The 4,311-nt window shown below is 44.5% G+C and carries 5 protein-coding genes; 4 read left to right on the forward strand and 1 reads right to left on the reverse strand.

The window, feature by feature from the left end:
• A partial coding sequence (hpsJ-B, locus tag F6K20_RS26290; protein ID WP_287296600.1) for a hormogonium polysaccharide biosynthesis protein HpsJ occupies positions 1 to 772 on the forward strand: 772 nt, incomplete at its 5' end.
• Between the two features lie 52 nt (positions 773 to 824).
• Positions 825 to 1,724: a glycosyltransferase family 2 protein gene (locus tag F6K20_RS26295; RefSeq protein ID WP_287251762.1), complete on the forward strand. Its 900-nt coding sequence runs from the start codon at positions 825 to 827 to the stop codon at positions 1,722 to 1,724.
• Positions 1,725 to 2,536: 812 nt separating this feature from the next.
• On the opposite strand, the gene F6K20_RS26300 is transcribed toward F6K20_RS26295, so the two are convergent.
• The gene (locus F6K20_RS26300) at positions 2,537 to 2,677 is read right to left on the reverse strand and encodes a hypothetical protein (protein ID WP_154659653.1); all 141 of its coding nucleotides are present in this window, start codon (positions 2,675 to 2,677) and stop codon (positions 2,537 to 2,539) included.
• A 102-nt stretch (positions 2,678 to 2,779) separates the two neighbouring features.
• On the opposite strand from F6K20_RS26300, the gene F6K20_RS26305 reads away from it, so the two are divergent.
• Both F6K20_RS26305 and nusB read left to right on the forward strand, forming a co-directional pair.
• Entirely contained in the window at positions 2,780 to 3,508 is a 729-nt protein-coding gene (locus F6K20_RS26305; RefSeq protein ID WP_008178521.1) for a DUF502 domain-containing protein, read from the forward strand.
• Positions 3,509 to 3,548: 40 nt separating this feature from the next.
• Entirely contained in the window at positions 3,549 to 4,178 is a 630-nt protein-coding gene (gene nusB, locus F6K20_RS26310) for a transcription antitermination factor NusB (protein WP_008178519.1), read from the forward strand.
• Positions 4,179 to 4,311: the final 133 nt, after the last annotated feature.

Here is a 4,311-nt window from a genome sequence, read left to right on the forward strand (position 1 = left end):
TGTTGTCGGGGTGATAATGATCGTTTCCTCTCTTTTGGATTACATCATTTTGGCAATTCCCTCACAGGGAGCTAGCCTGTTAAAGCCAGAGTGGCAGTTGAACTTTGCTACCCAAGTTGTTGACCGAGGCATTATCCCTATGGTCGGCATTGGGTTTTTATTTGCTGGATATTGGATTGCTCAAAGTGCTGCTACCGCTACCACACAGCCAAAATCTTCGGTTCAAGATCTCCGATTTTGGGTGCTGTGTCTCTCTAGTTTTCTAGGGTTGGTCTTTTTGCTAATGGTACCCCTACATCTCAATAACCTTCGTTTGCAAAGTTCCCAGGCTCTAGAACAAATTAACCAAAGAGCCAAGACCGCCGAAGTTCAACTGGAAAACCGCACTCAGCAAGTCACTGAACTTCTCAAAAGTCCTCAAGGTATAGCCCAGGTAGAAAAGAGACTCGCCGATTTAGATGCAGCCATTAAAAGTGGTAGGATTCCAGCACAACAGCTTGAGCAAGCCAAAGCTCAGGCTAACAGAGTTAGACAACAATTGCAGGCAATAAAGGAAAACCCTGACGTACTCAATCAAGAAGCAGAGCAGAATATTAACCAAATCCGTAGTCAGAAACTTCAACTAGAGAAACGAGCCACCACTGAAGCTTTCAAACTGGGCATTAAAACTGGTCTGAGTAGCTTACTCCTAGCAATTGGCTATATTGCCATTGGCTGGACCGGATTGCGCGGGTTGGGAAGTACACCAGTAACCCGTCGTGGACAAGCTTAGTAGGGTAGAGACTTTTAACCCTGACCAGATTTTTGATGATGATCCCCAAGACATGTTCTCGATCTATATCCTGACCTACAACGAAGAACTAGATATTGCTGCTTGTATCGAGTCAGCCCTACTATCGGACGATGTGATGATCGTAGATTCAATCAGTAGCGATCGCACTGTAGAAATTGCTAGTCAGTATCCGGTGCGAGTTGTGCAGCACGCCTTTGAAAGTCACGGACGTCAGCGCACCTGGATGCTCAAGGAAGTCCCCACCAAGTACGAATGGGTCTATATCCTTGAAGCTGATGAACGCATGACCCCTGAGTTATTTGCCGAATGCCAGGGAGCAATACAAGGACAGGAGCATGTGGCTTATTACGTTGCTGAGCGGGTCATGTTCATGAATCGGTGGATTCGCTACTCTACTCAGTATCCCCGTTACCAACTACGGCTGTTTCGTAAGGACAATGTTTGGTTTGATGATTATGGTCATACGGAACGGGAAGTATGTGATGGACCGACTGGTTTCATCAAAGAAACATATCCTCACTACACCAACAGTAAGGGATTTACCCGCTGGATTGATAAACACAATCGCTACTCTAGCGACGAAGCCCTCGAAACCTTGCGCCAGTTGGACCAAGGAACTGTTCAGTGGGCAGACCTATTTTTTGGGCGTTCGGAAGTAGAAAGACGCCGTGCCCTCAAAAACTTGTCCTTACGCTTGCCCTGGCGACCTGTATTGCGTTTTATATACATGTATTTCCTACTGGGAGGCTTCCTGGATGGTCAAGCCGGGTTTACCTGGTGTACCTTACAAGCATTTTATGAGTATCTGATATTGGTCAAACTTTGGGAACTCAAGCATCCCATGCACCCTCCCAGTAGCCGTGTCATGTCCTCAACTTCCCAAGGCTCAAAAGACTCTGATGCTACCCAGGTCACTTCATCCTCATCCTAGTAGTCTTGATGTCAGATTAGGGTAGAATCAAAGAGATTACTATACCATTGGCTAACTAACTGAATTGGCTAACTAACTGATAAATCAAACATTTCATAGTAAAACTGGGTAGCAGCAATCCCCGCGTCTAATCACCGGTGAGTGTCAATTCCGATTCTCTATCTTTGTTAATCTATCTCTGGTAATATGTAAAGAATAATACCGATTGATCTGGTCAAAGGGAAAAAGCTGGTCTGATGTTAGTTCATGCCAGTAATAACCCTATAGCTAGTGCTGGGTAAAATCTAGTCATGGGTATAACGCCCTAATGGCATCATATTGTCACCCATTAACTAGCGCCAGACTTTGGAAGTGGTATTCTAGATTGATCCGAACGGGCTACCGTTTTGTGGCAGTATCTAGAAACCAGATTTGGAGTAGCTAAAGCCAACTCCAAACTCTAGAACGGGAAGGTAAAACAGGTGTAATTCCACCGTTAAAACTTACCCAACTATCGAGATAAGCTAATAGGCGCAGCGTAGATTTTTCCGATGATATAGCTTCCCATGGGTGAAAGCAACCCAACTTTCCTCCCACTCCACCTACTGCAAAATCAGTGTCTATTGGTGTAGAATAACTGAGTTCGTTCCCGTAGCGTGCGCCTATGCCCAATCTAACCAACTATCAGACCATTGAGGAGTCTAAAGTCAGGAGCTTCGATTCAGACTAATTGATTGTCAAGGAACTTTTCCGATAAATTGGCGAAAGAATCCAATAATATTCTGTATAGTGCCACTAACATCGCTGAATTATTATGATGAAAACTGAATTCTTTATCCTGTATCCTCCTCATAAGGGAGTAAATTGATTAGATTGCCCATTGCCCATGGGCGCACGCTACGGGAACGGCGCACGCTACGGAAACTGAGGTATACTAGTGTATAACGGCTATAGCCACCTTGGCATTTTTTCACCCACTCCAAAAAAAAGTGGCTAGAACAAGTTGGGAGAGTAGTTGTGATTTAGGTGGCTAGTAAAAAATTTTATTCAGTTATTAAAAGGAGAATCTGTGCTCTGTGTTCGAGGGCTTGAAGCAGGATCTAAAAAATGACCTAATTGCGGGGATTCTAGTGGTAATTCCCCTGGCTACCACAATCTGGCTGACGATTACAATCGCCAACTGGGTGATAAATTTTTTAACTAGAATTCCCAAACAAATTAACCCTTTTGATAATCTCAACCCTATCTTAGTAAATCTGCTAAATTTAGCAGTGGGACTGACAGTCCCACTACTATTTATTATGCTGATTGGCTTGATGGCACGCAACATTGTTGGACGGTGGTTGCTAGATTTGGGTGAGAAAATATTGCAAGCGATTCCCTTAGCTGGCTCAGTATACAAAACCCTTAAACAGATTTTGGAAACCCTTTTACAGGATTCTAAAACTAAGTTTAGTCGGGTGATTTTGGTAGAGTATCCTCGCCAAGGAGTCTGGGCGATAGCGTTCGTCACCGGTGTTGTGAGTGCACAACTCCAATCCCACATGAATCGTCCGATGTTGAGCGTTTTCATACCTACTACTCCTAATCCCACCAGTGGCTGGTATGCTATGGTTCCTGAAGAGGAAGTCATTAATCTTTCGATGTCCATCGAAGATGCCTTTAAAGTATTGCTCTCAGGTGGAATTGTTAGCCCAGATAGCCCTGCAATCCCAATTAACCTACAGCAGCCTCCTGAAAAGCAACCATTGGAAGAACCTTTGCCTGAGATGATACAGCAGGTTTTGCCAACAGAAGAAACCTAATCTTTTTGGGTAAAAGGACAAAATTAACTAAGGACAAACAATGCAACCTCGCAGAATGGCCCGTGAACTGGCTCTTTTGAGCATCTCTCAGATGCCCAACTCACCAGAGCGGTTGGATACACAACAACTGAATAATCTGGTGCTGGCGGCTGTTCGTACCCTGACTGGAGAAATTCAAGAGGCTTTAGAAACGGCGGCGGCTGAACTGAAACGGGGTAGCGATCGCATTCTCGAAAGTGAAACTCGCGCTACTGATGTACGTAGTGCTAGAGCAATGGTAACGGATGCAATTGAGTTAACCGAGAAAGCGATCAATCACTTGGGAAGTGCGGTAGAGATTCCCGAAATTGTCCAGTTGTCTAATACGGCTGAAGTCCGTAGCTATACCCTAGAAATTATCAAAGCTGTCAGTCGTAGACAGCTTGAGATTGATCAGATGTTGAACCAATCCCTGAAAGATTGGCAACTGAAGCGCTTACCTCGTATTGACCGGGATATTCTGCGGATGGCTGTGGCGGAAATTGCGTTTTTAGGTATCCCAGACCGAGTCGCAATTAATGAAGCAGTGGAACTGGCTAAACGCTACAGTGATGAAGAGGGACACCGTTTTATTAATGGTGTCTTGCGTCGTGCCAATGACTTGATTAAAACTCAAGCTCTACCACAATAGCGGAGGGAGTAGGGAGTAGGGAGTAGGGAGTAGGGAGTAGAGAGGAGGAGTATCGGGAATAGACTAAAATTAGCCTAATAGGCCAGGCTAGATCACAAAATTAAGAATATTAAGTCAAATATCGATAAAATTA

The sequence above is a fragment of the Moorena sp. SIO2C4 genome, assembly GCF_010672485.1.
In the GTDB taxonomy this organism is placed as follows: Bacteria; Cyanobacteriota; Cyanobacteriia; order Cyanobacteriales; family Coleofasciculaceae; genus Moorena; species Moorena producens.